Origin of the sequence: Trinickia dinghuensis, assembly GCF_003367175.1 — a bacterium.
Classification (GTDB): domain Bacteria; phylum Pseudomonadota; class Gammaproteobacteria; order Burkholderiales; family Burkholderiaceae; genus Trinickia; species Trinickia dinghuensis.
Window position 1 is genome coordinate 96,703 of the sequence record NZ_QRGA01000015.1, and the last position, 22,537, is coordinate 119,239.

At 60.5% G+C, this 22,537-nt stretch carries 15 protein-coding genes; 3 read left to right on the plus strand and 12 right to left on the minus strand.

Features of this window, described 5'->3' with window-relative positions; genetic code table 11:
- Positions 1-8: 8 nt before the first annotated feature.
- The 12 genes from DWV00_RS24315 to DWV00_RS24370 all read right to left on the minus strand — a co-directional run bounded on the left by DWV00_RS24315 (position 9) and on the right by DWV00_RS24370 (position 19,669).
- Complete coding sequence (locus tag DWV00_RS24315; RefSeq protein WP_115536171.1) at positions 9-1,310, minus strand: NAD(P)/FAD-dependent oxidoreductase; 1,302 nt, start codon at positions 1,308-1,310, stop codon at positions 9-11.
- Positions 1,311-1,432: 122 nt separating this feature from the next.
- Positions 1,433-2,401: a WD40/YVTN/BNR-like repeat-containing protein gene (locus DWV00_RS24320; RefSeq protein WP_115536172.1), complete on the minus strand. Its 969-nt coding sequence runs from the start codon at positions 2,399-2,401 to the stop codon at positions 1,433-1,435.
- Between the two features lie 42 nt (positions 2,402-2,443).
- Positions 2,444-4,804 carry an efflux RND transporter permease subunit gene (locus tag DWV00_RS24325; protein WP_115536173.1) on the minus strand — a complete coding sequence of 787 codons (2,361 nt, stop codon included), beginning with the start codon at positions 4,802-4,804 and terminating at the stop codon, positions 2,444-2,446.
- A gap of 62 nt (positions 4,805-4,866) precedes the next feature.
- On the minus strand, positions 4,867-6,690 hold the full coding sequence (locus tag DWV00_RS24330) for a DUF1302 domain-containing protein (protein WP_115536174.1): 1,824 nt from the start codon (positions 6,688-6,690) through the stop codon (positions 4,867-4,869).
- Between the two features lie 71 nt (positions 6,691-6,761).
- Entirely contained in the window at positions 6,762-8,123 is a 1,362-nt protein-coding gene (locus DWV00_RS24335; RefSeq protein ID WP_342767005.1) for a DUF1329 domain-containing protein, read from the minus strand.
- Positions 8,124-8,390: 267 nt separating this feature from the next.
- Positions 8,391-9,839 carry an APC family permease gene (locus DWV00_RS24340; RefSeq protein ID WP_115536175.1) on the minus strand — a complete coding sequence of 483 codons (1,449 nt, stop codon included), beginning with the start codon at positions 9,837-9,839 and terminating at the stop codon, positions 8,391-8,393.
- A gap of 98 nt (positions 9,840-9,937) precedes the next feature.
- Positions 9,938-11,437, minus strand: a complete 1,500-nt coding sequence (locus tag DWV00_RS24345; protein ID WP_115536176.1) for an aldehyde dehydrogenase family protein — start codon at positions 11,435-11,437, stop codon at positions 9,938-9,940.
- Between the two features lie 315 nt (positions 11,438-11,752).
- Entirely contained in the window at positions 11,753-12,691 is a 939-nt protein-coding gene (locus DWV00_RS24350) for a helix-turn-helix domain-containing protein (RefSeq protein ID WP_115536177.1), read from the minus strand.
- A 252-nt stretch (positions 12,692-12,943) separates the two neighbouring features.
- A complete protein-coding gene (locus tag DWV00_RS24355; RefSeq protein WP_115536178.1) occupies positions 12,944-13,915 on the minus strand; it encodes a WD40/YVTN/BNR-like repeat-containing protein in 972 nt (323 codons plus the stop codon).
- Positions 13,916-13,985: 70 nt separating this feature from the next.
- A complete protein-coding gene (locus DWV00_RS24360) occupies positions 13,986-16,346 on the minus strand; it encodes an efflux RND transporter permease subunit (protein WP_115536179.1) in 2,361 nt (786 codons plus the stop codon).
- A 64-nt stretch (positions 16,347-16,410) separates the two neighbouring features.
- Positions 16,411-18,225 carry a DUF1302 domain-containing protein gene (locus DWV00_RS24365; protein WP_425452825.1) on the minus strand — a complete coding sequence of 605 codons (1,815 nt, stop codon included), beginning with the start codon at positions 18,223-18,225 and terminating at the stop codon, positions 16,411-16,413.
- Positions 18,226-18,307: 82 nt separating this feature from the next.
- Positions 18,308-19,669 (minus strand): DUF1329 domain-containing protein, encoded by a 1,362-nt coding sequence (locus tag DWV00_RS24370; protein ID WP_115536181.1) that lies wholly within the window; start codon positions 19,667-19,669, stop codon positions 18,308-18,310.
- 406 nt (positions 19,670-20,075) lie between these two features.
- Here DWV00_RS24370 and DWV00_RS24375 point away from each other — a divergent pair, with 406 nt between their 5' ends.
- Genes DWV00_RS24375 through DWV00_RS24385 form a run of 3 tightly spaced genes read left to right on the plus strand, consistent with a single transcriptional unit; the run spans position 20,076 to position 22,451 of the window.
- Positions 20,076-21,527, plus strand: coding sequence for a flavin monoamine oxidase family protein (locus DWV00_RS24375; RefSeq protein WP_115536182.1), 1,452 nt, complete (start codon positions 20,076-20,078; stop codon positions 21,525-21,527).
- A 2-nt stretch (positions 21,528-21,529) separates the two neighbouring features.
- Positions 21,530-21,934, plus strand: a complete 405-nt coding sequence (locus tag DWV00_RS24380; protein ID WP_115536183.1) for a c-type cytochrome — start codon at positions 21,530-21,532, stop codon at positions 21,932-21,934.
- A 49-nt stretch (positions 21,935-21,983) separates the two neighbouring features.
- Positions 21,984-22,451: a nuclear transport factor 2 family protein gene (locus tag DWV00_RS24385; protein ID WP_147297970.1), complete on the plus strand. Its 468-nt coding sequence runs from the start codon at positions 21,984-21,986 to the stop codon at positions 22,449-22,451.
- Positions 22,452-22,537: the final 86 nt, after the last annotated feature.

Genomic DNA, 22,537 nt, shown 5'->3' on the forward strand with positions numbered 1-22,537 from the left:
GACGGGACTCAACGGCGCCCATTCCAGTAGCCGGAAATCTGATGAAGTGCTTTGCCCAAGCTCACGAGCGTCGCTCGATACTTGTCCTTTCCGCCGATCTCGGCGCGACTCACCGAACTCATGAGCCGATAGCGCTCGGAGCCGCCCAGGATCCCTTCCGCGAGAATCTTGCAGATGATCTGGCTCGGCGTAACGCCGAAGCCGCAATAGCCTTGAACGAAAAATGCGTTGGCGTTGCCCGGCAAGGAACCGAGCTGAGGAAACAAATTCCGCGTGGTCGCCATCGGCCCGCCCCATGCAAGGTCGATCTTGACGTCGTGCAGATACGGAAACACCTCGAGCATCAACTTGCGATTCCATTGCTTGAGATCGACGGGCATGCGTTCGACAACCTGCGTCGACGAGCCGAACATCAACCGGTTGTCGTTCGTCACGCGGTAGTAGTTGATGACGGGACGGATGTCGCTATAGGCACCCCGTATCGGGCTGATGCGCTTGATCAAGTCTTCGCTCAACGGTTCGGTCACCGAATTGAACGCATAGACGTTGATCGTGCTCTTGTGCAACTCCGGCTCGATACGGTTGTTGAAGCCGTCCACCGCCCAAACGAGTTTGCGTGCCCTCACGCTCCCTTTGGCCGTCCTGACGACGATCCTCTCGCCATACGTGACTTCGAGTGCAGGGCTGTATTCGAAGATCCGCGCGCCATAGATTTCCGTGACGGCCTTCGCCTCGCCCAGCAATAGGTTGAGCGAGTGGACGTGTCCGCCGCCGGTATGCAGCAATGCCGCGTGATAGACGTTGGAACCCACGATTGCTTTGACTTCGGCGCCTTCCAGGTAGCGAATCTCGTAACCGGAATCGAGCGACTTGAATTCCCGCTCCCAATCCCTGAGCGTTTTCGCTTGGCGCTCGTTGTAGGCGAGGTAGCCGTAGCCGCTTCTGAAATCGGCATCGATGCCGTACCGCTCGATCCGGGCGCGCATGATCTGGGGGCCCAAATCGCTCAACGCGAAAATCGTCTTGAGGCCTTCTTCGCCGACGTCGTTCTTGACCGCGGCCAAATCGTGGCCGATTCCGGCCATGACTTGACCGCCGTTTCGCCCCGTGCCGCCGTAGCCTAGGTGGCGGCCTTCGAGCACGACCGTATCGGTCAACCCGTTTTCAGCCAATTCCAAGGCCGTGTGAATGCCGGAGAAGCCGCCGCCGATGATGACGACCTCCGCTTCGATATCGCCTTCCAGCGAGGGAAAGCTTAAATCGTATTTCTTGGTCGCCGTGTAGTAAGTGGGCGTCTCGTCCGCATGCATTTTCAGTCATCCCATGTAAGCCGCTGAAGCCGGTCTCCGATCGATCCTGCCCTTCGCACCGGGCCTGCGCGTCAATGGACTTTATCGAACCGGCCCATTGATCGTGATCACGAATCGGCAACTCATCGGCCTACCAGGCCATCTTGCGAGAAGGAAACGGCCGTGTGCGTAGGCGAGAACACCACAGCGGTCAGGGACTGACGATCCTGCCGGTGCTTCGCGACGAAGCGCTGCGCGTTTGACTGGCCCGAGATCGTCAACCCATCTAGACCGACGCCGAACACGCGGTCTCCCGCCGTGGCGAGATCGGTAATCGAGCTATCCGTGCCGGTATCCACAGCCGCCCATGTGCCGCCTTCGTCCCGGCTCGCATAGAGATGGCCAAGCAAGCCGCCGACGAACAGCGTGCCGTCGGCCGCGACCGTCCCTGCCCACAGGCTGCCTTTACCCCCGGTTTTCAGGTATTCCCATGAGACGCCGCCATCGCGTGAACGAAGGACGAACCCCTGCTCGGCAGCAACGAACAGCGTCCCGCTTCTGTCCGCAAAAATCCTGAACAAATTGAGGTCCGCCTTGTTTCGGCCCGGCGGCGGCGACAGTCGAGCCACGCTCCAGTGCTGGCCTCCGTCGTCCGTTCTCAGCATCAGCGACCACAGACCGACCGCCCAACCGTGGTGGGCGTCGGAGAAGTACACCGAAAAGAGCGGCTGGTCGGTGGACGTGTCGGAACGCTGCAGTTTCCACGTCTCGCCTCCATCGTCCGTGGCGATGATGACGCCCCATTGGCCAACGGCCCAACCGTGCGAAGCATCGGCGAAATAGACGTCGGACAGCGTGGACGACACCGGCACCGTGCGGGCCTGCCGGTACGTCTTGCCTTCGTCGTCCGAGAGCAGAACGATTCCATGCGCGCCAACGGCAACGATGCGCGAACCGGCGTGCGCCGCGCCCAGCATCATGTGGTGCGTGGGGTCCTTCCAAGTGCGCGCGGGGGCGATGGGGATCGCCGCAGTTGCCGCATCGTTCGCCTGTGCCGCGCCGATCAGGCCGACACAGAGGGAAATCGCAATTCCGATAAATTTCTTTCTCATGATCAGAGGCTCGTTGAGCTTGCTTCGAATGCCGGCTTCGAATCAGTGACTGAGGAGGCCCGGCGCCCGGACAGGCGTACGCCGAGGAAAGAGCCGCTCTAGAACGACGGCAAGTGCGGGCAATGCGGTCATCGCCATCACGAGGTTCACGATGAACATGAAAGCCAGAAGCTTTCCCATGTCCGCTTGAAATTTCAGAGCGGAAAAACTCCATGTCGCGACGCCGATCGCCAGCGTGATTGCCGTGAAAATCGTGGCGATGCCGACTTCGAGCATCGCGTGCTCGACGGCTTTCACGATCGGTTGCCCGTTCGCCATGTGCAATTGAAGGCGGTTGTAGATATAGAACGCGTAGTCGACGCCGATGCCCACTGCCAGCACCATGACGGGCAATGTCGCCACCGTCAGGCCGATCTGGAGTTCCTTCATGAACCAATAACCGATGAATGTCGCCACCGTCAGCGGCGCACAGCAGGCCACCATCGCGCGCAGATCGCGGTAGGCGAGAAATACGAGAACCAGAATCGCCGCATAGACGTACAGCATCATCGGCAGCTCGCTTTTCTCGACCTCGTCGTTCGTCGCGGCGATGACGCCGGCGTTTCCGGCAGCGAGGCGAATCGTGACGCCCTTCATCAAGTGCGAAGCGCGATACTGTTTGACGTCGTCGAGAATGCGGTTGAGCGTGGTCGCCTTATGATCGGTCAGAAACAGGTGCACGGCGGTCATGCTGCAATCCTTGTTCATGTACCCTTTGATGCGCCCGATCTCGGCAGACAAGCCGCCGTAATTGCCCGAATCGATCGGCACGACGTTCATCTTCGGATTGCCTTCGTTGTAGCCCTCGTTATAGTCGCGCAGCATGGCCGGGTAGGATTGCACCGATACGACGCCCGGTTCGCTCTTCATGGTCGACGCAAAGTCATCCTCGAACAAACCGACAGCCGGGTTGTCGCAGGCCGAACCCGCGGATTCGAACACGACCGTCAGCCAGTCGAGGCCGACGTCGTAGTTGCTGGCGATCGACACGGCATCTCGATTGAACCGTGCGTCGGCGCGCAACTCAGGCGCGCCCGGCTGGAGTGTGCCGATCACACGGTCCCGGCTCTGCCACACGGCGAGCGCGAAAATGACACCGGTTAGCGCAACGACCCAATAAGCGTTTCTAGGCTCCGCGACCCTCGCGAGCTTGCGCAGCCATGCCGATCGCCGCTCCCGCTTCTCGAGCGCACGGTCCGCATAGGCCTTCGTGAAATTGAAGAACGAAGCCGCGACCGGAAGCATCACGAGATTCGTCAAGATCTTGTAGCCCACCCCGAGCGACGCCGTGATCGCGAGCTCCCGCACCATCGGAATCGGGATCAGCAAAAGCGTGATGAATGAAACAAATGCGGTGATGAGCGCCAGCGTGCCCGGCACCAGCAGGCCGCGAAAGCTGCTCCGTGCCGCTTCCATCGTGCTGTGTCCGTGCGACAGTTCACGCACGATATAGTTGACTTGTTGAATCCCATGCGAGACGCCGATCGCGAAAACGAGAAACGGAACGAGCACGGCCAGCGGATCCAATCCGAACCCGAGCAGCCTGAGCGTACCGAACTGCCAGACGAGCGAAGTCAAGGAGCAAACGATCGGCAATACCGTGAATCGTACCGAGTGGCAGTACCAGTACACGGCAAGCGCGGTCAGCAGCAGCGCGATGGCGCAGAAGCTGAGCACCGCCTTCGCGCCATCGGCGATATCGCCGATCTGTTTCGCAAACCCGATGATTTGCACCTCATAGCCGGCGTCTTCGAACGGCTTGCGAATCTTCTCGTCGAGCAGATGATTGAACTGGACGTAGTCGAGCACCTTGCCGGAGGCATCGCGCTCATTCAGTTCGGCCGTGATCATGGCACTGTCGCCGTTGTGCGAAACGAGCGTGCCGATATATCCGCCGTTGGTGGCGGATTGGCGAATCCGCGCGACAATTGCCGGTGTCACCTGGCTCGGCGTGATCGTGCCGTCGATCACGGGGTTCGCGCGGAAACCGTCTTCGGTGATCTCGTTCACGAACGCGTTGGGCGTCCACAGCGAAAGGACACCTTGCCGATCAACGTTAGGCAAGAACGTGACCGCCTGCGTGACTTGATACAAGCGTGTCAATCCCTCGGGTGTCCAAATGCTTCCGTGCCGGGCTCGCACCACCACCGTGATGCGATTCGCGCCAAACAGATCCTTGCGGTATTTCTGGAATGTCTGGATGTACTCGTGCCGAGTCGGCATCTGCTTTTCGAAACCGGCCTCCATTCTCAACTGCACAGCAAAGAAGGCCATCGCAGCTGTAAACAGCGCGATCGCCACCATGACAAGGCCGCGATGCGAGAAAAAGAGGTTCTCGAGGCGGAGGACTAAGCGATTTAGCACGGGTATTTCCCTTCGAAGATCGGCGGCGCGCCGTCGCGCACCGCGCTTTTGGCAGCTACCGTTCAGAAGTTGCGAGTGACGAACATGCCGACGAAGTTACGGTCCGCATAAGGTTGCCCCACCGTGTTATGCCCTCCGAAGAACGCGGTGTAATTGATCCCGGCCTGCCATACCGTCGGGTTCTGGTTGAATAGCACGTAGAAGTTCAGCGACTTCGCACCTTGCAGGTAGTTGGCCGAGAACGTCGGCGTATAGCCGTAGAGCGCGTCGTTGAATGTGACGCCGGGCGTGACCTGCCAACCGTGAATGAGCGTGCCGTCGTAGGTCCAGTTGAAATCCACCGTGGCGCCGACGGAGCTCGACGTTCCTTGAGCCTCGACGATCGGGTAGCCGAGACTCGAACCGTTGTTCAGCCACGCGTAGTAGCCGGCGGCCGCTACCTGCGTGACGGTCTGGCCATTGACCGTGCGTGTCACACCGCTCGAACTGAGGCCCGGGTAATAGATCCATGTCAGTTCAGCCGTCAGCACGGCCATGTCCGCATGAATCAGCTTCAGGAACGGATACTCGCTCTGCGTGAGGTTCAGTTGGCCGTTGATGTCGTATTGGAGCTTCTTCATATCGGCCCACTGCTGGCAATCGATCCCGCTGACGCCGTTCGTATTCGCATCCAGCGCGCCACCCGCACCGAAGCAGCTCGACAGTGCGACGGCGTCGCGCGGACGATAGGACAGCTCGGTGCCGATCGCCCAGTCCCCGAGCGCAAAGTTCGCGCTTGCACCGAACAACTGCCGGTTCTCGAGGTACGACCATTGGTTCGAGCCGTTCGCCAGTGTCGAGAGCACCGGCGACTTGTCGGTGTAGTTCTCGTAGTAGAAACCGAAGTTGACGTCGAGGTTCTTCGGCTTGTAGTTCAGCTTGAGACCGAACTGCGGCTTGTACTGGGAGGGCAACACCGTGGATACCGGTACCCCGACGGAGTTGTACGGCGGCCCCGCATATTGGCCGTTCACCAAACCCTGCTGGATTCCCGCGAGGGTCGCCGAGTTTCCGCTATTCGGTCCCGCGATCGTTCCCGCATCGACGCCGCCAACGTTGAAATTGTTGGCGTTGACCGTGGCAGGCTCCGCGCCTCGTCCGAAGTTGTTGGCAACGGACCAGTACGTGCCGACCGGCGGATAGCGATTGCTGTTCCACTGAAACTGGTAATAGCCTTCCGTGCTGAATCCGTGCCCGATGCCAGAGGCAAAGCTCAGCATCGGCGCAGGCAGCAGCGCTTGCTTCAGTTGCGTGCCCGGAATCAGCAGCGTCTGGATATCGACAGCGTTCGTCGCATTGATCCCGCCCGTGGCGAAATAACTCTCGCCCCAGTTGATCACCTGGTTGCCGAGACGCACGTGCGCGTTTTCCCGGCCGAGCGTAAAGTCCTTCTCGCCCCAAAGATCGAGCAGGCGGACCGGATACTTGACCTGAGAGAGCGCGGAACTCGACAGCGGCGTTCGCGCGGTGTCGCCGACCAGAAAGTCGTACATGCCCGTGTCGCGGATCATGAACTTGTAGCCTTCGCTCGGCATCGTGAACAGCAGCTCGCTCGTGGCGCTGACATAGGTACTGAACGCTTGCCCCTTGCGGTAGTTCAGATCGCCGTCGTCGCCGAAGCCCCACTGGTTCACGTTGGCAGCGCTTCCGCAGCCATACGCGTTCGGGTCGCCCGTCAGCGAGCAGCTCGGGCTCTTCGTACGAATCCCACCGCCCGCGGTCACGTTCGTCACCCATGAGCCGCTCAGATCGCCCAATCCCGTCGTGAAATCGTAGCCGTAAGCATTTGCCGTCAATATGCTTAGTACTGCTAACGATATGGATGTCCTTGCCCCTGGTCTCTTCATGTTCGATCCGTTTCGTCGATTTATCGGTGGCGTGCGTCTTTGACAACGCACGTGCTTCCCCGCGCCGGCGCTCAGCGCTCGCTAATGGAGCGCAAATTCTCTGCGGTGTAGAAATCCGAACTGAAGTGCGGGTCGTTCGACTGTTCGAAGTAGTGGACGTCCGCGCCCGTCCCCACCACGCTTTGGTCGGCCACGTAGCGCCCGGATGTCAGGTTGTATTGGGCAAACGGCTCGACGTCGCAGGTTCCGCCCAACTCCCAAATCGGGATGGGGTAGCCTTCCTTGACCTTCCAGAGCTTGCCCTGCGCGTCGTAGTCCTCGCCCGCCAGCGCCAAATAAGTATCTTGGTCGAGGTACAGGACCTTCTTCTGCGAAATGTGCCGCATGTTGCTCTTCAGCGTCGCCTCGACCACGTAGACGCGATGCAGTTCATAGCGCCGCGACGACGGCTCGACGGCGTCCGTCTTGTAGACGTCGCTCACGCTCTTTTTGAAGTCATACATGCCGAAGTCGTTGTAGGGGACGTACATCTCCTTCGTCCCATCGAGCTTCCAGTCGAATCGATCGATATCCCCGTTGAAGAGCCAGGGCTCGTCCACCGTGTATTGGTTTTCGAAGCCGATCTGCGGTGCATCGTAATCGTACGAGGGCATTCTGCGCACCCGGCGCTGCCCCGAGAAGTAGTAGTAGGAAGGCGAGTCGTTGTTTGCAAAGTTGAACGACTGCACCAAGCCTTGGCCGGCTAAAGCAGCCGGCGACTCATAGGCGAAGTAGATCGAGAACAGCGCTTCGTCGGAGCGCAGCGCATTCGCGCCCTTCTTGCCCCACGGGAAGTACAACGTCTGGTGGCTCGTCACATCGATCCAGTCAGTACTGCCCGGCCGCGGCGAGACAAGCGTGTTGATCTTGGACCACTGCGCGCCGATGCCGCGATAACGCGTCAGGTAATTCCAGATGACTTCCTGTCCGGTCTTGGCGGCGGGAAAAGGCAGGCCCGGCAGCACAGCGCTTTGCAAGTGATCGCCGCTCGCATCGAGCTTGGCGGTGCCTGCGTTCTTCTTGGTGTTCTCCTGAATCCACTCGGGGTAGCCGCAGTCGCGATGGGTCGGATAGACATCCATGCGGTAGCCCTTGATTTGCTTGAAGAGTGCAAGCTCACCCGGCGAAAGCTTGTCGGCATATTTGGCGACGTTCTGCGCGGTAATCGAGAACTGCGGCTTCTCGTTCTTGTATTTCCAGTATTCACCGCGCGGCTTGCCCACGCTCCATCCCGCCTCCGGGGCATTCTGCCCTTCGAAGGCCGGAATCGTTCCATCCTTGCTGGCCGCGACGTCCGCTCCTGACATCGTCAGGTTGCCAGACGATTGAGCCAATGCAGCGGTTGCCGCCGCACTCATTACCGCCAACACGATCAATTTCACCGGCATGTTCATTTGCTTCGACTCCTGTCATGTTCGACCGATCATGGAATCCGCGTCTCATTCAATGCGAGAATTCCTTATCGGAAATCTAGAGATTCCAAAAAAAAGCCATTAGCGCAAATTGGCAAACGCCGTACACGGGCTAACCCTGACGGCGCGGTTCTCCGGCTCGTCGATGTACGGGATGCAAAATGGAGACACTCGGCAAATCGATGCGCAGCGGCGTTGCGCCCTCACGCAATCGCAAGCCGATTTCGAACTCGTGTCGGATATGGCCCGCTACAGCTTGGAACATCCAAGCCGTTCGAACGCGCGTGGGTTGCGGCGTCTCAAGCGAGATGCGGCAAGCGCGCCTGCGATCGCAAAAAGGGGCAGCAGTCCGGTCAAGCTATATGCGATCAGATGGCCGGCCCCGGTGAGAACCGGGAAGTTGGCTATCGCCAGGACGAGCACCACGAGCAGTGCGATCCCCGACAGGACAGGCAATACGCGGACACGGAGCCGACCTTCTTCGTTCGACGGGTGGCGCTTGAAGAAGGCAAAAACGGCCGCCGAAGACATCGCCATCAGCGCGATGATGCAAAGCGTCGCAACATTCGTGAGCCACGAGAACAACGTCAGAACGGGATCCGCGTTGAATGCAATAAAGACGGCTACGACGACCGCAGCAAGCACCGTCTGTACGACTGAACCGACGTGCGGGCTGCTGTGCACGGGATGCGTACGGCCCAGCCGGCCCGGAAGGATCCCCTCTCGCCCCGTCGCATAAAAGTAGCGCGATGCCGAGTTGTGGAATGCAAGCAGGCCCGCATAGACACTCGTGATGAACAGCACGCTCATCGCATCGGTCAACGTCGCATTCGCATACCGGCTCGATAACGAATAAAGGAATGTGGTGGGATCGGACAGCGCAGCGATCGCCTTGACCGTCTCCGCACTGCCCGCACCGACGATCATGCACCAGACGGAGAATGCGTAGAACGCGCCGATCAGCAGCACCGAGATGTAGGTGGCGAGTGGAACAGTCCGCTTCGGGTTTTTCGCTTCCTCGCTGTAAATCGTCGTGGCCTCGAACCCGATAAAGCTCGCAAAACAAAACAAGAATCCGATTGCCGGAGATCCACTCAGGAACACGTGCGGCTCGAACGATACGGCGTCCAGGCCGTGCACGCCCCCCGCTTTCAAGATCGCGATATCGAGAATCAACACGACCACGTATTCGCCCATGACGAGCAGGGAAAGCACTTTCGCCGACAGATCGATTTGGCGATAGCCGAGCACGGCGATACTGCCCATCGCCACGACGGCGCATGCCCACCATGGCGCGTGGATGCCGAAGTGCATGCCGAGAAAGCCCGACGTCACGGCGCCGAACATGCCGTAAAGGCCGATCTGCATCGTGTTGTAGCCGAGCAAGGCGAGCAAGGCGGCGGCACCGCCGGCCGTTCCGCCCAAACCGCGGGCCGTAAACGCGTAGAACCCGCCGGCATTGGTGATGTGACGCGCCATTGCCGTGTAGCCCGCGGCAAACATCAGCAGGATGATGACCGTGGCAACCAGCAAGGCAGGCGTTCCCGCGCCGTTGCCGAGCATGATGCCGATCGGAAGCCCGCCGGCAATGGCAACGAGCGGCCCCGCGGCGGAAATGACAAAGAAGACAATGAAGCCGAGACCTAGCGCCTCCTTGCGCAATTCGGTCGACGTTTGGGTTTCTGTGGCAGCGCTCATTGAATTCGCTCCGGTCTAGATGCTTGAAATTTCGTTGCACAATCGGAACCGATGGCGATCGCAAAAATTCGATCGCCGTCGGCGATTGTCCGGATAGCTCAGTGCGCGATGCAAACAGCTTTGGTTTCGGTGAATCCGTCGATTGCGTGTTTGCCGAATTCACGCCCGATACCCGATTGCTTGTATCCGCCGAACGGCATGCTCGGGTCCAGCGGCACGTGGCAGTTCACCCATACGGTGCCGGCTTCGAATTGAGGCACTAGGTTCATCGCCGCGCGCAGATCGTTGGTCCAGAGGCTCGCGGCAAGGCCATAAGGCGAATCGTTGGCAAGGCGCACAGCGTCCGGCACGTTGTCGAACGGCACCAGCGCGAGCACCGGACCGAACACCTCGTCGCGAATGATCGCCGCGTCGGGCGGCACGTCGTCGATGACCGTCGGGCGCACATAGTAGCCAGCCTGCTCGGGGCGCTCGCCTCCGGCAATGAAGCGCAGCCCATCCGCCTTGGCCCGTGCGATGTGCGCCTCCACGCGCGTGCGGTGATGCGCGGATACGAGCGGATTGACTTGCGCGGAAGGGTCGAGGCCGGGGCCGATCGTCATTGCATTGGCGACATCGGCAAGACCATCCGCGATCGCCCGGTACTTGTCGCGATGCACATAGATTCGCGACACTGCCGCACAGACCTGGCCTTGGTTGAGGAACCCACCGGCAAGGACACCTTGAACCGCCTGGTCGACATCCACATCCGCGAGCATCACGGCTGGATTCTTGCCGCCCAGCTCCAGTGAAAATCGAGTCATGTTCTGCACGGCAGCCGCTCCGATCAGCTTGCCCGTCGGAGTCGACCCGGTGAACGAGATTTTATTGACGTCCGGATGGGCGGCAAGCGCGGCGCCGCAATCGCGGCCCCCTGTCACGACGTTGAATACGCCCGCCGGAACGCCGGCCTCCACGGCCAACTCGGCGAGCCGCAACGCCGTTAGCGGCGTTTCCGGCGATGGTTTGATGACGATCGTACAGCCCGCGGCCAGTGCTGGGATCAGCTTCCATACCGCAATCATCAGCGGGAAGTTCCAGGGGACGATGCCGGCGACTACGCCCACCGGCTCTTTGCGCGTATAGGCCGTAAAGCGAGCTCCAGGCGGAAAGGGAATCGATACGTCGAGCGTCTCGCCCGTGATCTTAGTCGCCCAACCGGCCATGTAGCGGACATATTCGAGGGTCGCCCCGACGTCGATCATACGAGACACGTTGATCGATTTGCCCTGATTGAGCGTTTCGAGTTGGGCGAGTTCCTCGCCATGCGCGTCCAGCACGTCGGCAAAGCGCAGCAGGATGCGCTCGCGCTCCGCGGGACGCAGGCTGCGCCAGCGCCCCTCTCGAAACGCTTGGCGCGCGTTCGCGACGGCGCGGTCCACATCGATTGCGTCCGCGTCGGGAACGCTGGCCAACTTCTGCCCCGTCGACGGGTCGAAAACGTCCAGCCGCGTCGACGAATGCGCGGGACACGGAGCGCCGTCGATGAAAAGGGAAAGCTCGCGGCTCAAGAACGCTTTGACGGCGTTGCTCACTTCAACTTTCGCTTCGCTGTTCATGTCTCCATCCGAATTATTTAGTAGCCAACTAATAAAGAAGCCAACACTTGCAGCGGTTGCGCTTTAAAAGGAGCCGTTTGCATCCCAAAGACGCTTTGCCGGTGGTAGCCGCACGACGCAACTCTAAGCAGGTCGGCCGGCTCGCATTTAGCCCAAATTGGCAGAAGCAGCGAAGTTAGGGGTAAACCCCCTGCCCATTTTCCGAGGGCGAGCGCGGGCTAGCGAGGCGTTAAAGCCGGAGTGCCGGTCTCGCCGCCGAGAGGAAGGTTCTTTAATGAGGCGAGGCGAGGATAAGTGCTCGCGCTCTGCGGTGCATCAATGCGCGCGCGGGGTTTGCGAAGGCAGCTCCCCGAAAAGACTTCTATATTCGCGGGCGAAATAGCCGAGGTGCGTGAAACCCCACTGCGCCGCCGCGTCTCCCACCGTCAGTTCTTCATGGTACGTCGATCGCAGAAGGCGCCTCACCCCATTAAGACGTACCGATCGCAAATATTCGACCGGCGAAACATTGGCAACGCGCTGGAAGCTCGTTTGGAGCGTCCGCCGACTGCAGCGAAGCGCCACGCACAGATCGAGTATGGTCTGTTCCCCGTCGGGGTTGTCCTGAATGATTTTTTCGCTGCGCCGGACGATCTCCGCGTAGGTGGCGTGCGTGAGATCGTGCTTGCCGAAGCTCTCTCGGTCGAAAAGGTCGATCAACGCACTCAGGATCTCGTCCTGAAACCGCTTGCAGGCGACGGCATTGGCGAATACATCGGGATTGCACTGATACGCCTGCACAAAGCGAGCTAACTCCACGCTAGTTTGCTCGCCGCGTTTCCCCAAGATAGGAAGCACGCTACGGTCGAGCAGCCCCACCGCCTCGTCGCCTACGACCGTGGAAACAAGCGCTTGCATCTTGGCCGTGGGAACACTCAAAGCCAAGTAATCGATCGATTCCGGAGTATAGAAACGAAATTCCTCGCCGTCGCCCAGCAACATCAGGGCATAGCCGTCCACACGGCATCCCTGGAACGTAGCCGTGATCGGCTGCTCGAGCGGCAAGGCGATAGACGCGCACCCGAGCGGCGCATCCCCGGTCTGGGCAACGCGCCGGTTGGTCGACTCCCGGAAGAAAAGAAACTCCGGCGCCTGCACTTGTAAGACAACGCTCTCGAAGCGCCCAGGCGAAAGCTGCCGGTACACCTGATTCCACCCGCTCACGGCCAGCGAATGGTCGTGCACGTCGGTCAGCGCGCGGACTCCGAACTCCATTTCCCCCTCCAAAGACGCCGCTCTCGGCCCACCCCAAGGAGATGGATCAACTGGGACTCTTGACCAAGCATGCGCCGATTCTATGCCGAAACCCCGATACCGAAGCAACCCGCGCTTCATGCGCGACGCGCAGAATACACCACGCCGGACGCACGAAAAAAAGGCGAAGCGCCGTAAGACGCTTCGCCTTCGCGAGCCCGTCGAACAAGGACCGGGCGCGGCCCGCTCTTCGGGCCTATCTCTTCGGATCGATCAATCCGGCTTCAAAATACCTTCCTTCGACAGTAGGATCTCGCCCCCGGCGTCCGTCACCGCGATGCCCGTGAGCGGCGCACGATCGGCGCGTTGTTTGGCCGTGAACCGCTCGGCATCCGTCGCGCCGCCGAAGACGAAGCCGTCCAAGCCGACGCCCAGCACGCGATTGCCCGTTGCGACGAGATCGGTGATCGAGCCGGTCGAGCCCGAATCGACGGCGGTCCACGTGTCGCCTCCGTCGCTGCTGCGATCGAGATGGCCCAGCAAGCCGCCGACGAAAATCGTACCGTCAGCCGCGGCCGCGCCGGCCCACAAGCTGCCCTTGTTGCCGGTGTTGCGGTATTCCCACGTCGCGCCGTCGTCGCGCGAACGCAGCACCGTGCCCCGCTCCGCTGCGATGTAGAGCGTGCCGGCGCGGTCGGCGAAGATCTTGAACAGGTTGCGGTCGGCCCGGTTGCGTCCGGGCGGAGGCGGCACCTTCACCACGTTCCACGTGTGCCCGCCGTCCTCCGTCGAGAGCAGCAACGACCACAATCCTACTGCCCAGCCGTGCTGGGCGTCCTTGAAGTAGACGGAGAAGAGCGGCTGGTCGATCGAGGTGTCGGAGCGCTGCAGCGTCCACGTCTCGCCGGCGTCGGCCGTGGCGAGAATCACGCCCCACTGCCCCACGGCCCACCCATGCTGCGCGTCGGCGAAGTACACGGACGTCAGCGTCGAGGAGGCCGGCACCTGCTTAGCCTGCCGGAAGCTGCGCCCGCCATCGTCGGAAAGCAGCACGATGCCGTGCTCGCCCACCGCGACCATCCGCGCGCCGGCATGGACAGCATCGAGCAGCATCGCGTGCGCCGGCTCGGCCCAGGCATGCGCGGGCGTGACTTTCAGCGCCGTGCTCTGGCCGTCGGCCGTCTGCGCGAGCCCGCTCGCGCAGAGCGTGGCAAGGACCGCGGCCACCATTGCATTCTTGATCATTGCGAAACCTTTCCTGTTGCGTTCGATTGCGCCACGACAGTGGCAACCGCGTTGATGCCTCAGTGATGCCTCAGTGACTCAACAGGCCGGGAGCCCTGACCGGCTTGCGCCGCGGGAACACGCGTTCGAGCACGACGGCCAGTGCCGGGAGTGCCGTCATCGCCATCACGAGATTCACGATGAACATGAAGGCGAGCAGCTTGCCCATATCGGCCTGGAATTTCAGTGCCGAGAAGCTCCACGTGGCCACGCCGATTGCGAGCGTGATCGCCGTGAAAATCGTGGCCACGCCGACTTCGAGCATCGCGTGCTCCACCGCTTTCACGATCGTCTGGCCGTTGGCCAGGTGCAGTTGCAACCGGTTGTAGATATAGAACGCGTAGTCCACGCCGATCCCCACCGCCAGCACCATCACCGGCAGCGTCGCCACCGTGAGACCGATCTGCAGTTCCTTCATGAACCAATAGCCGATGAACGTCGCCACGGTCAGCGGGGCGCAGCACGCCGCCATCGCGCGCAAGTCGCGGTAGGTCAGGAACGCGAGGATCAGGATCGCCGCGTAGACGTACAGCATCATCGGCAGCTCGCTTTTCGCCACTTCGTCGTTGATCGCCGCGAGCACGCCGGCGTTGCCCGCCGCCAGCCGGATCGTCACGCCATCGAGATGGTGCGAGGCCCGATACTGCTTCACGTCGTCGAGAATGCGGTTCAGCGTCGTCGCCTTGTGGTCGGTCAGGAAAAGGTGAACCGCGGTCATGCTGCAGTCCTTGTTCATGTATCCCTTCACGCGCCCGATCTCCGCCGACAGCCCGCCGTAATTGCCCGAGTCGATCGGCACCACGTTCATCTTCGGATTACCCTCGTTGTAGCCCTCGTTGTAGGTGCGGAGCATGCCAGGGTACGACTGCACGGACACCACGCCGGGCTCGCTTTGCATCGTCGAGGCGAAGTCGTCTTCGAACGTGCCCACCGCCGGGTTGTCGCACGCCGTGCCCTTCGATTCGAACACTACGGTCAGCCAGTCGAGCCCGACATCGTAGTTGCTCGCAATCGACACGGCGTCGCGATTGAAGCGCGCGTCGGCACGCAACTCGGGCGCACCGGGTTGCAGCGTGCCGATCACGCGATCGCGGCTTTGCCACGCGGCCAGGACGAACACGACTGCCGTCGCTGCGAGCACGATCAAGGCATTGCGGGGCTCGGCCACGCGCGCGAGCTTGCGCAGCCACTGCGAGCGTCGTTCGCGCTTCTCGAGCGCGCGGTCGGCATAGGTCTTCGTGAAGTGAAAGCACGATGCGGCCACCGGCAGCATGATCAGGTTCGTCACGATCTTGTAGCCGACACCGAGCGAAGCGGTGATGGCCAGCTCCCGCACCATCGGAATCGGAATCAACAGCAGCGTGACGAACGAGACGAGTGCCGTGACGAGCGCGAGCGTGCCGGGGATCAGCAAGCCGCTGAAGCTATGGCGCGCGGCATCGACCGAACTGTGCCCGTGCGAGAGCTCGCGCACGATGTAGTTCACCTGCTGAATGCCGTGCGAGACGCCGATCGCGAACACCAGGAACGGCACGAGCACGGCCAGCGGATCGAGGCCGAAGCCGAGCAGCTTGAGCGTGCCGAACTGCCAGACGAGCGAGGTCAGCGAACAGACGATCGGCAGCACCGTAAAGCGAACCGAGTGGCTGTACCAGTAGACCGCGAGCCCCGTCAGCAACAGCGCGATGCCGCAGAAGCCCAGCACCGCCTGTGCGCCGTCGGCGATATCGCCGATCTGTTTGGCGAAGCCGATGATCTGGACTTCATAGCCGGCGTTTTCGAACGGCTTGCGAATCTGCTGCTCGAGCAAATGATTGAACGCAACGTAGTCGAGCACCTTGCCCGCGCTGTCCCGCTCGTTAAGCTCGGCCGTGATCATCGCACTGTCTTGATTGTGCGAGACGAGCGTGCCGATATAGCCGCCGTCGGTTGCCGACTGGCGAACCTTCGCGACGATCGCGGGAGTGAGCTGGGCGGGCGTGATGGTCCCGTCGATCACCGGGTTGGCGCGGAAGCCGTCCTCGGTGATCTCGTTGACGAACACGTTCGGCGTCCATAGCGACTGCACGCCCTGCCGATCGACGTTAGGCAGGAATTCGACCGCCTGGGTCACCTTGTACAGCTGGGTCAGCCCTTGCGGCGTCCAGATGCTGCCGTTGCGCGCACGAACCACCACCGTAATACGGTTGGCGCCGAACAAATCGTTGCGGTACTTCTGGAACGTCTTGATGTATTCGTGTCCGATCGGCATCTGCTTCTCGAAACCGGCTTCCATGCGCAACTGGACGGCGAAAACAGCCATGATCGCGGTAAAAACGCCGATCGTCGCCAGTACGATCGCACGATGGCCGAAAAAGAATTTCTCGAGGCGAGTGACGAAGCGAGTCAACACGGAATCTATCCTTCAAAAATAGCGGTGCGCGAAAGGCGCGCACCGTGTATCGCCGATACGATGCTTAGAAGTTGCGCGTCGCGAACAAGCCGACGAAATTGCGGTCCGCATAGGGTTGCCCGACGCCGCCGTGGCCGCCGAAGAACACTGTGTAGTTGATCCCGGCCTGCCAGACGGTGGGGTTCTGGTTGAACAACACGTAGAAGTTCAACGACTTCGCACCCTGCAGATAGTTGGCCGTGAACGTCGGCGTATAGCCGTACAGCGCATCGGAGAACGTCACGCCCGGCGTCAATTGCCACCCGGGAATCACGCTGCCGTCGTAGGTCCAGTTGAAATCGACGGTTGCGCCCACCGAACTCGAGGTTCCCTGCGCTGCCGTAATCGGATAGCCGAGGCTCGAGCCGTTGTTGAGCCACGTGAAGTAGCCCGCCGCCGGCACCTGCTGCACGGCCTGGCCATTGACCGTGCGGGTCACGCCGCTCGAACTCAAACCGGGGTAGTAGATCCAGGTCAGCTCGGCCGTCAGCACCGCCATGTCCGCATGAATCAGCTTCAGGAACGGATACTCGCTTTGCGTGAGATTGAGCTGTCCGTTGATGTCGTACTGAAACTTCTTCGTGTCCATCCACTGCTGACAATTGACGCCGGACACGCCGTTCGTGTTCAGATCGAGCGGTCCGTTCGCGCCGAAGCAGCCCGAGAGTGCGACGGCATCGTGCGGGTGATACGACAGCTCCGTTCCGATCGCCCAATCGCCCAGGGCAAAGTCGGCGCTCACGCCGAAAAGCTGCCGATTCTCGAGATAGGAGAACTGGCTCGTACCGTTGGGCAAATCCGAAAGAACCGGCGATTTGTCCGTGTAGTTTTCGTAGTAGAAGCCGAAATTGACATCGACGTTCTTCGGCTTGTAGTTCAGCTTGAGGCCGTACTGCGGTTTGTACTCCGACGGCAGCACCGTATTGGTCACGATGCCGAGCGAGTTGTAGGGAGGCCCGGCATATTGGCCGTTGATCAGACCGGTGTTGATGTTCGAAAGCGTCGCTGCGTTGCCGCTGCCGGATCCGGCAATCGTGCCGGCATCCACCCCGTTCACATTGAAGTTATTGGAATTGACGGTCGACGCCACGGAGCCTCGGCCGAAGCTGTTGCCCACCGACCAGTACGTGCCGGCCGGCGGGTATCGGTTGCCGTTCCACTGAAACTGGTAATACCCTTCGGTGCTGAATCCGTGCGTGAGGCCGGCCGCAAAGCTCAGCATCGGTGCGGGCAGCAGCGCTTGCTTCAACTGCGTGCCGGGAATCAGCAGCTTTTGGATATCGACCGAATTGGTCTGGTTGATCCCGCCGGAGGCGAAATAGCTCTCGCCCCAGTTGATCACCTGATTGCCCAGTCGCACGTGGGCCGGCTCGCCTCGGAACGTGAAGTCTTTTTCGCCCCACAGATCGAGCAACTGCGCCGGATATTCGACCTGCGCCAGCGCCGAACTCGAGAGCGGAGTTCGTTCGGTATCGCGCACCAAAAAGTCGTACATGGCGGTGCCGCGTATCATGAACTTGTAGCCTTCGTTCGGCATCGTCAACAGCAATTCGCTCGTCGCGCTCAGATATGCGCTGAACGGTTGCCCTTTCCGATAGTTCAAGTCGCCGTCGTCGCCCGAACCCCATTGATTGACGTTGGCCGCGGCGCCGCAACCGTTCGCATTCGGATCGCCCGTCAGCGAACAACTCGGGCTCTTGGTGCGGATGCCGCCGCCCCCCGTCAAATTCGTGACCCACGAACCGGACAAATCGCCTATTCCCGTCGTGAAGTCGTACGCGTACGAATTGCTCGACATCGCACCGAGCCCCATCACCGCGACGGAAATCGACGCGCGCATCGCTTTCGCTTTCATGTGTCCACCTCCTGCCTATTGTTATCGCCCGGCAAACTCAGCGGCTCGCCGGGTTCCCCTTCATGCGCTATCGCTCGCTGATCGAACGAAGGTTTTCGGCTGTGTAGTAATTCGAATGGAAAACCGGGGAATCGGATGATTCGAAGTACTGAACGTCTTGTCCAGTCCCGATCACGCTCTGATCGGTGACGTAACGATTGGTGGCCAGGTTGTATTGAGCGAAGGGCTCCACGTCGCAGGTTCCGCCCAGCTCCCAAATCGGAATCGGATAGCCTTCCTTGGTTTTCCAAAGCTTGCCTTGCGCGTCGTAGTCCTCACCCACGAGTGCCAGGTAGGTATCCTCGTCGAGATACAGCACCTTCTTCTGGGAGATATGCCGCATGTTCGATTTGAGCGTCGCTTCGACCTCGTAGACACGATGCAGCTCGTAGCGGCGTGCGGACGCCGAGACGTGATCCGGCTTGAAGACGTCGTCGACGCTCTTCTTGAAGTCGTACATCGCGAAATCGTTGTACGGAACGTAGATGTCCTTCTTACCTACGATCTTCCAATTGAAGCGATCGATGTCGCCGTTGAAGAGCCACGGCTCGTCCACCACATACTGGTTCTCGAAGCCGATTTGCGGCGCATCGTAGTTGTACGAAGGCATGCGGCGCACGCGGCGCTGGCCGGGGAAATAGTAGAACGCGGAGCTGTCGTTGTTGGCGAAGAAGAAGGTGTCCACGAGCCCCTGTCCGGCAAGCGCCGCAGGCGTCTCATAGGCGAAGTAGATCGAATACAGCGGTTCGTCCGACGCGAGTTGATTGGCGCCTTTCTTGCCCCAAGGGAAATAAGCCGTCTGATGGCTCACCACCTTGATCCACTCCGCGCTGCCCGGCCGCGGAGACACCATGGTGTTCAGCTTTTGCCATTGCACGCCGACGCCCCGGTAGCGGGACAGATAGTTCCAAATGGCTTCTTGACCGGTTTTGGCCGCAGGAAACGGCAGACCGGGCAAGACGGCATTTTCGATGTGGTCGCCGCTCGCATCGAGCTTCGCGCTACCGGCGTTCTTCTTGATGTTGTCTTGGATCCAGCCCGGATAACCGCAATCGCGATGCGTCGGATACACGTCCATCCGGTAGTTCTTGATCTGCTTGAACATCGCGACTTGGCCGGGCGTCAGATTCGCCGAGTACTTGTCGACGTTTGCCGCGGTGATCGAGAAAAGCGGCTTTTCCGATTTGTACGGCGAATATTCGCTCCGCGACTTTCCGGCCGACCAGCCGGAAGGCGTTGCCTGGGCCCCGCTATATGCCGGAATGCGACCGTCCGAACTGGCCGCCTTTTCGGCGCCGCTGACCGTCAAATCGCCTGACGATTGTGCCCAAGCCGTCGAGATCGCGGCGACGCACGCGAGCGCAAGACCTGTCTTGAGATAAGACTGCATAAGAAATCTCCCGTAACCATGAACACTTCGGCGAGCGCGTAGAACGATCGCCGTGCGACCTACTGAAATCGAACGAGGCGTGACACGCTCTGCGCGCTCAATCGATGGGCACGGCACCATGCATCGATTCGCAAGGAGCGATCGATGGCAAGACTATAGGTCACGTGACCTTACGTCAATTACATAAAAGCTGGGACAAACACCTATCGTTGAGCCGACAATCATCGCAACCCAAGCTTCGGCCTGGCTTAGCAGCAAATACAGGTCAAATAGATCGCCATCTGCACGCTCTCCGAAACCCCACCCTCCTTCATGTTTCTCTTGTGCGCCGAAAAAAGTCGCGTTATAAACCATCGAAAAGGTCATATGACCTAAACACTCAAAGCACACCCACGAAGAGGTTCTCATGAAGGACGATGATCTGAAGATCCAACACCGCCGAAGATTTTTGGCGAATGCCGGCGCAACCATTGCCGCCGGTGCGGTAGTCCCTTTGGTCTCCAAGGCCGCCGAAGTCAAAGCGCCGAGACTGGCCAGGAGCAAGAACACCGATTTCGATGTGGTGGTCATCGGAGGCGGATTCGCCGGCCTGACCTCTGCTCGGGATTGTGCGAAGCGCGGATTGAAAACGCTGCTGCTCGAGGCCCGCACTCGCATTGGCGGGCGCACATTCGTGACCCACTACCAGGATCACCAGGTCGAGCTCGGCGGCACCTGGATCCACTGGGCGCAGCCGTACGTATGGACGGAAATCAATCGATATGGGCTAACCCTCGCTGAAACGCCCGGAGCCTCGCCGAATTCGTTCTCATGGCGCACGGGGAATCAGACGAAAAACGCGGACGGCGAAAAAGCCTTCGCGATGCTGACCGAAGCGATGAACAAGTACTGCGACGTCGACGGGCAACTGGGCCGGACCGTCTATCCCCGCGCTCCGGAGCCTTTGTTCAACATCGACGGCGTGCGCAAGTACGACGCGATGACACTTACCGATCGACTCAAGCAAATCAACCTGCGTCAAGACCTCAGTGACTTGCTCGCACCGCAATACACGATCAACGTGCATCGCGATCCGTCGACGGGCTCGTTCGCGGAGCAACTCCATTGGTGGGCTCGTGGAGATTTCGACATCAGCCTTCTGTTCGATCGATGCGGACATTACAAAATCGCCCAGGGCACCAGCGGCTTGGCACAGGCGATCCGCAACGACGGCGACTTCGAGCTGAAAACGGGTTCGCCGGTGAAAGCCGTCACCCAGAAAGGCGATCTGGTGACGGTCAGTACGGATCAAGCCAGCTATACCGCAGCCGCGGTGATCTGCGCCGTCCCGGTCAACACCTTAAAGAACATTCGGTTCGAACCCGGCCTGAACGCCGCCAAGCAGACGGCATCGAAAGTAGGCGTAGCCGGCACGGGCAACAAGTGCTACATCCACATCAAACAGAAGATCGGCGTGTGGATGGGCACCGCCCCGCATCCTTATCCGATCACGCTCGCGTTTACCGAACAGGAGCGCGACGACGGCACGCTCATCGTCTGCTTCGACGCGGCCGGCAAACTCGACGTCAATGATCAAGCCGGTGTTCAAGCCGCATTGCGCGGCCTGATTCCCGATGCCGAAGTCGTGTCGGTCATCTCCTATCCATGGACCGCGGATCCTTATTCGCAGGGGACTTGGGCCTTCTACCATCCCGGTCAATTGTCCGGTAGCTGGATGGGACTTCGCCAGCAAGAAGGCAACATCTTCTTCGCAAGTTCGGACAGCGCCGAGCTGTGGCGCGGCTTCATCGACGGCGCGATCGAGAGCGGCGTCCGAACGGCAACCGAAGTTTTCAATTCCCTTAGCAAGAAAGCTTGATCATGAAACTCCCCCGCTTTACGTACTCTTTGCTGGCCGCCGCGGCGTTCTCCTCCGCCCTCGGTGTCAACACGTGCAATGCGGCGCCTTCCGACGATGCGCGAATCTCGGTAGGTCAACATCAGTTCAGTTCGTCGTGCGCCATGTGTCACGCCACGGAGAAATCGCAAGGAACGATCGTCGGCCCCAATCTCTCGGGCGTCTACGGCAGACAGATCGGCAAGCTGGCAGGCTTTCAATACAGCGAGACGCTTCGCAACGCCAAAGGCACCTGGGACGAAGCAACGCTCAACGCGTTCCTCAAAAGCCCGCAGGCGGCACAGCCGGGCACGGCCATGCCGTTCTCGGGGCTCAAGAACGACGACGCTCGCTCAGCGTTGATTGCCTATTTGAAATCGCTTCATTGAGCGCGACGGATACGTATACGTTGCGCTTCGAATCTCACAAGGAGAAATCGTGCTGAACACTATCTGTCGCATGGCCGGCTGTCTATCGCTCGCCGGCGTGCTCGCTGCCGCCTCGGCCAACGCGTCGGCTCAAGGCGTCGGCGATCAATTGCGCCCTCGCCTCGATACGATCGAGAAAGCCTGGAAGGCGCAAGACGCCGAAGCGGTCGCATCGGTCTACGGTAGCAACGCCATGGTGACGGGCGAAGGCTGGACTGCGCCCGCTCTCGGTCATGCGGAAATCGTCGGCAAGGTCAAGGAGCTGATGGGAGACGCCAAGTCTACAAAGATCGTCGTCTACAAAGCGCAGGGGCTCGGCCACGACGCGGCTTTGACATGGGTGACTTGGAACGTGGAGCCGAAGAAGGCAGGCGAAGCGCCGTTCTCCACACGAAGCCTGTTCGTGTGGAAGAAGAAGGCCGGCCAATGGCAAATCGTCGCCGACATGTTCGCGATGGGGCCGATGAGCGGCAAATAGCGCACCGGCCGCTCACACCGCCGCAGCACACCGCACCGGATCTGCTCGGGCCCATCCGCTCAAACCGGCCGGATGCACTGCACCGA